This is a genomic window from Lactiplantibacillus sp. ME-2 (assembly GCF_022549155.1).
Lineage (GTDB): Bacteria > Bacillota > Bacilli > Lactobacillales > Lactobacillaceae > Lactiplantibacillus > Lactiplantibacillus plantarum.
In genome coordinates this window covers 1-3883 of sequence record NZ_JAKZEQ010000082.1, presented here as the reverse complement: position 1 = coordinate 3883, position 3883 = coordinate 1, and the positions used below count along the sequence as shown (strand labels likewise).

Sequence of the window (3883 nt, the reverse complement as noted above, 5' to 3'; positions counted from 1 at the left end):
AAAATGAGGCGAGGCACGTGATTCTTAACCAGGCTTTGTAACTCAAGAAACCGAACCGCCGGTGAATCTCGTCAATGACCCCGTTAAGTCGTTCGGCTTTGATTTGGCGTTGCGGATCGGTAAATAAAGTTAACTGCTGGCCGGTATTAGGAACTAATTCACTGGCATAAACGGCTAAATTGCGCACGGCCTGACCAGTCCAATTTTGGCGGAATAAAAGACTCTACAATTTTAAGTACTGATGGATTTAACATCGGTACTTATTTTGGTTTAAATTTAAAATTAAAAAACGAAAGATGGCTCGGAACCCCGTCTTCGTAAAGAAAGGACCATCCTTCATGAATTATTCTACCAAAGCTGCTCTTGGAATTAGAGATCCCTACCTTGAATTAGATACAGCACACTTTAAAGATGCAATTGAAGATCAAGGTAACCAGGTAATTGTGCATCTTATTCAGTCTTATCCTTTACATTGCCCGCGTTGCGGTCAATTAATGCTCAAGAATGGCTTTAAGCTTGTTAAAGTACTAGGACCAAGCTTGCACTATGAGCCAACTATTTGGTCAATTCGTAAACAAAAATACCTTTGTAAGCCGTCACTAAACTGCCCACAAACGATTACCAAAGTGGCTAAAGTTGAGGACGTTAAGTATCACCATCATATCAGTCAAGCCATTAAACAGCGAGTTATGATGCAACTAACTGTTAATGAATCGCAAACCGATATTGCTAAGGAACTTGGCATCTCTGATTGGACTGTAAGACGGGTTATCTTTAACCTCGATCAATTCTTCAAGCCTAACTACCACTGGCTACCACGACACATTGCTTTTGATGATTTTAAGTCTGGTCGCTTTGCGCCCAGTGGAATGAGTATGATCTTGATGAACATTGAAAATCACCGTACTTTAGACATTATTTTGTCACGACGAAGTCGCTACTTACGCAATTACTTTCTGCGTTACGACCGCTCGGCTCGTTTAGCGGTTCAAACAATTACGGTTGACCTGTATACACCTTACCGTCATCTTATTCATGAATTGTTCCCTCATGCCATTATTATTGCCGACCACTTTCACGTGGTCGCCCAAGCATATCGTGCTTTGAATCAAATTCGTATCAAGGCTATGAATAGAGCCGGGAAAGGTACTCACCAGTGGCGAGCTCTTAAACACTTCTGGAAACTAATTTTAACCCCAGCAGGACTTCTTAAATATGATAACTATTGGTCACGCCATAATTTTGGTTACGCTCAGCTTACCGACGTTGAAGTAGTTCATCGCTTACTGTCTTTCGATGATGATCTAAGTCAGGCCTATCGTTATTATCAAGATCTAATTTTAGTCGTCAAAATACGCTGAACTGAGTTTGTCGAAATACCGGTGAGACTGGCGATAGTCTTAGCCGGGAGTGATTTACTGGCTAGCTTCAGCACATGAGTCGCTAGTCCGTGACCGATGGCGTGGTTGGTTGATACCACTGGAGTGGTGGCCATACAAGTGCTATGGCAGTTACTACAACGCCAGCGTTGCTTGTTTAGCTCTAGAATTACGGGCCGGTCCATGGGTCCTGCAATGTGGACATGAGTGAGCTTGTGTCCGTTAGGGTGCAACGTATTGTATCCACAGCTGGGACAGCGCCTGAGTGTGTAGGTAAGCTCTGCCTGGATGACCAAATACTTTTTGCGACCCGAGCCCCGACCATGAAATTCCTCACGAGTACCGAACACCTGAATGTTTGTGTCTGTAATTCCCAGTAATTTAAGTGTATTATCTAGTTGAGACATCTATTCCTACCCCGCTTATCTTAAGTTTCGTCGCTTAAAGCATAGCACTAGGGAGGCTTAGATGCCTTTTTTTGTTAGACGAATTTACAATTGAAGTGCAACAAGTAAGAAAATAAAAATAGACTCCTAGCCTGAGTCCTGTAGAATGAAGTCACCATAACAATCATCTAAAGGAGTTCTTAGGCTATGAGTCCATATACACATCTTACCTTAAAAGACCGCGAATGCATACTGTTAGGTGTAACTTTACACCATACTTACCAGGTTATTGCCGATCAAATCGGTTGTTCCAAAGCCACTGTGTCACGAGAAATTAAACGCAACGGCGGTCGGGGTGCCTATTCTGCCGTAAAAGCCCAGCATAACTATCAACAGCGCCGATTAAAGAGTCGTCGCCTCAGGGTACTGGAGAATTTAAAGCTACGCGACTTTGTCCTTCACTGCATTCTTCAACGGCAATGGTCACCCGAGCAAATCGCCGGTCGTTTATCTTTAGAGAACAGTAATTGGCATATCAGCTACAACACGATTTATCGCGGAATTGAACGAAATAATTTAGGCGTTAAACGTAAAAGTCATGGGGCTCGAGGATTCGCTCGAAAGTTACGACATCGTGGGAAAACTCGTAAGGTTAAAGGAACTGTCAACGAACGACGTGGCCGTTTTAATAATGTCCCATCAGTCCATGAACGACCAGTCTCATGTGAGAATCGGACTCGTTTTGGCCATTGGGAAGGCGATACCGTTCGCGGCAAGATCGGGCGTTCGGGTTTAGTGTCACTGGTCGACCGTAAGTCACGATACCTTCTGTCTGAGCGTGTACCCAAAGTGAATGCCAAGAATGTGACCCAAGCGATGATCGACCTCCTGCATACAGTCACACCTAAACGCGTTCGTACGCTTACACCAGACCGAGGTACAGAGTTTGCGGGTTATCGTGAAGTCGGTAAAGAGCTTGGTATCTCAGTCTATTTTCCAGACCCGCACGCACCACAACAACGTGGGACCAACGAAAATACCAATGGTCTCATCCGAGAGTATTTTCCCAAAGGAACTGACCTTGATGAACTGACCGATCAAGATATCGCGAAGTTTGTCAGGGATTTAAATAATCGACCCCGTAAGGTCTTAGTCTGGAAGACACCGTCTGAAGTTTTCTTCGGTAAAAAGTTACACTTGATTTGACAATTCGTCTATCAAAAAGGGCCTAGTACTTTTGGAATGGAAATACTTTCCAACACCAAAAATTCTAGACCCAGAAAAAGGAGCTGGTAGGCAAGCTGCCTATCAACTCCAAATATCGTAGCGCCAATAATGTTTTATGGAGGGCACACCTGTCTCAGCGTGTCCTCCTTTGTTTTGCCACAAAATTAAAATCGGTGCTAGCTAACTCTCATAATTATGCGGCGGTCAAGTGGTCCCAATATGTCGTAATTATCGATACACCGATATTCACTGTCTTGACAATGCTGATGTGATGCGATAAATTACCATTGTTGAGCAAATTAAAATTAAATGAGTTAAAAATGTGAACGTTCTGTGTTTTTGCAAAGCTTTGTCTGAGAAGATGGCGTGCTCAACAACCAATATGAGGGGGTAGTCACGAATGCGTAGAAATTCGATGACCGAAATGAAGAGGCACTACAAGTTATATAAGTCGGGCTCCAAGTGGAAAGCGGCGGCAATCATTACCGTTAGCGCGGGAGCTATTGTGCTGAGTGGTAACGTCACACAATCAGTGGCGGCCGATACCACGGCGGCAACGGTACAAACGCAAACCGACACGGAAACGACCGGACAGTCGTCCACCGCGGGGGACGACGCGCAAAATGCAGCGGACAACCACACGCAAAGTAGCACGGCTACGGAGGAGGACACGACGCCAGCGCAATCATCAGCTACCGCGTCACAGGCGACGCCAGCTACTACTACGAGTCAATCGCAGGCTGGCTCAAGTGCAGCCACTAGCGGCGCCACTGCCACCAGTGGTGCGAGCGCGTCGAGTTCAAGCGCTGCAACCACGACGACACCTGCTGCTACCACCACTGCCACCAGTGGTGCGAGCGCGTCGAGTTCAAGCGCTGCAACCACGACGAC

3 protein-coding genes and 2 pseudogenes are annotated in these 3883 nt (G+C 45.5%); 3 read left to right on the top strand and 2 right to left on the bottom strand.

What is annotated here, in order from left to right; genetic code table 11:
- Positions 1-217 (bottom strand): annotated as a pseudogene (locus tag MMY95_RS15175) (hypothetical protein); the annotation flags it as partial.
- Positions 218-296: 79 nt separating this feature from the next.
- Here MMY95_RS15175 and MMY95_RS15170 point away from each other — a divergent pair.
- Positions 297-1361 (top strand): transposase, encoded by a 1065-nt coding sequence (locus tag MMY95_RS15170; RefSeq protein WP_347192202.1) that lies wholly within the window; start codon positions 297-299, stop codon positions 1359-1361.
- Here MMY95_RS15170 and MMY95_RS15165 read toward each other — a convergent pair.
- Positions 1346-1786: pseudogene (locus MMY95_RS15165) on the bottom strand (transposase family protein); the annotation flags it as partial. The gene MMY95_RS15170 and the pseudogene MMY95_RS15165 overlap by 16 nt on opposite strands.
- A 186-nt stretch (positions 1787-1972) precedes the next feature.
- Here MMY95_RS15165 and MMY95_RS15160 point away from each other — a divergent pair.
- Together MMY95_RS15160 and MMY95_RS15155 are read left to right on the top strand one after the other, a co-directional pair.
- Positions 1973-2971, top strand: coding sequence for an IS30 family transposase (locus tag MMY95_RS15160; RefSeq protein ID WP_241277791.1), 999 nt, complete (start codon positions 1973-1975; stop codon positions 2969-2971).
- A gap of 421 nt (positions 2972-3392) precedes the next feature.
- Positions 3393-3883: KxYKxGKxW signal peptide domain-containing protein (locus MMY95_RS15155; protein WP_241277790.1), on the top strand; the 491-nt coding region annotated here is incomplete at its 3' end.

Coding starts and splice junctions, on each gene's coding strand:
- MMY95_RS15160 (WP_241277791.1), top strand. CDS start 1,973: ATGAGTCCATATACACATCTTACCTTAAAAGACCGCGAATGCATACTG.
- MMY95_RS15170 (WP_347192202.1), top strand. CDS start 297: ATGGCTCGGAACCCCGTCTTCGTAAAGAAAGGACCATCCTTCATGAAT.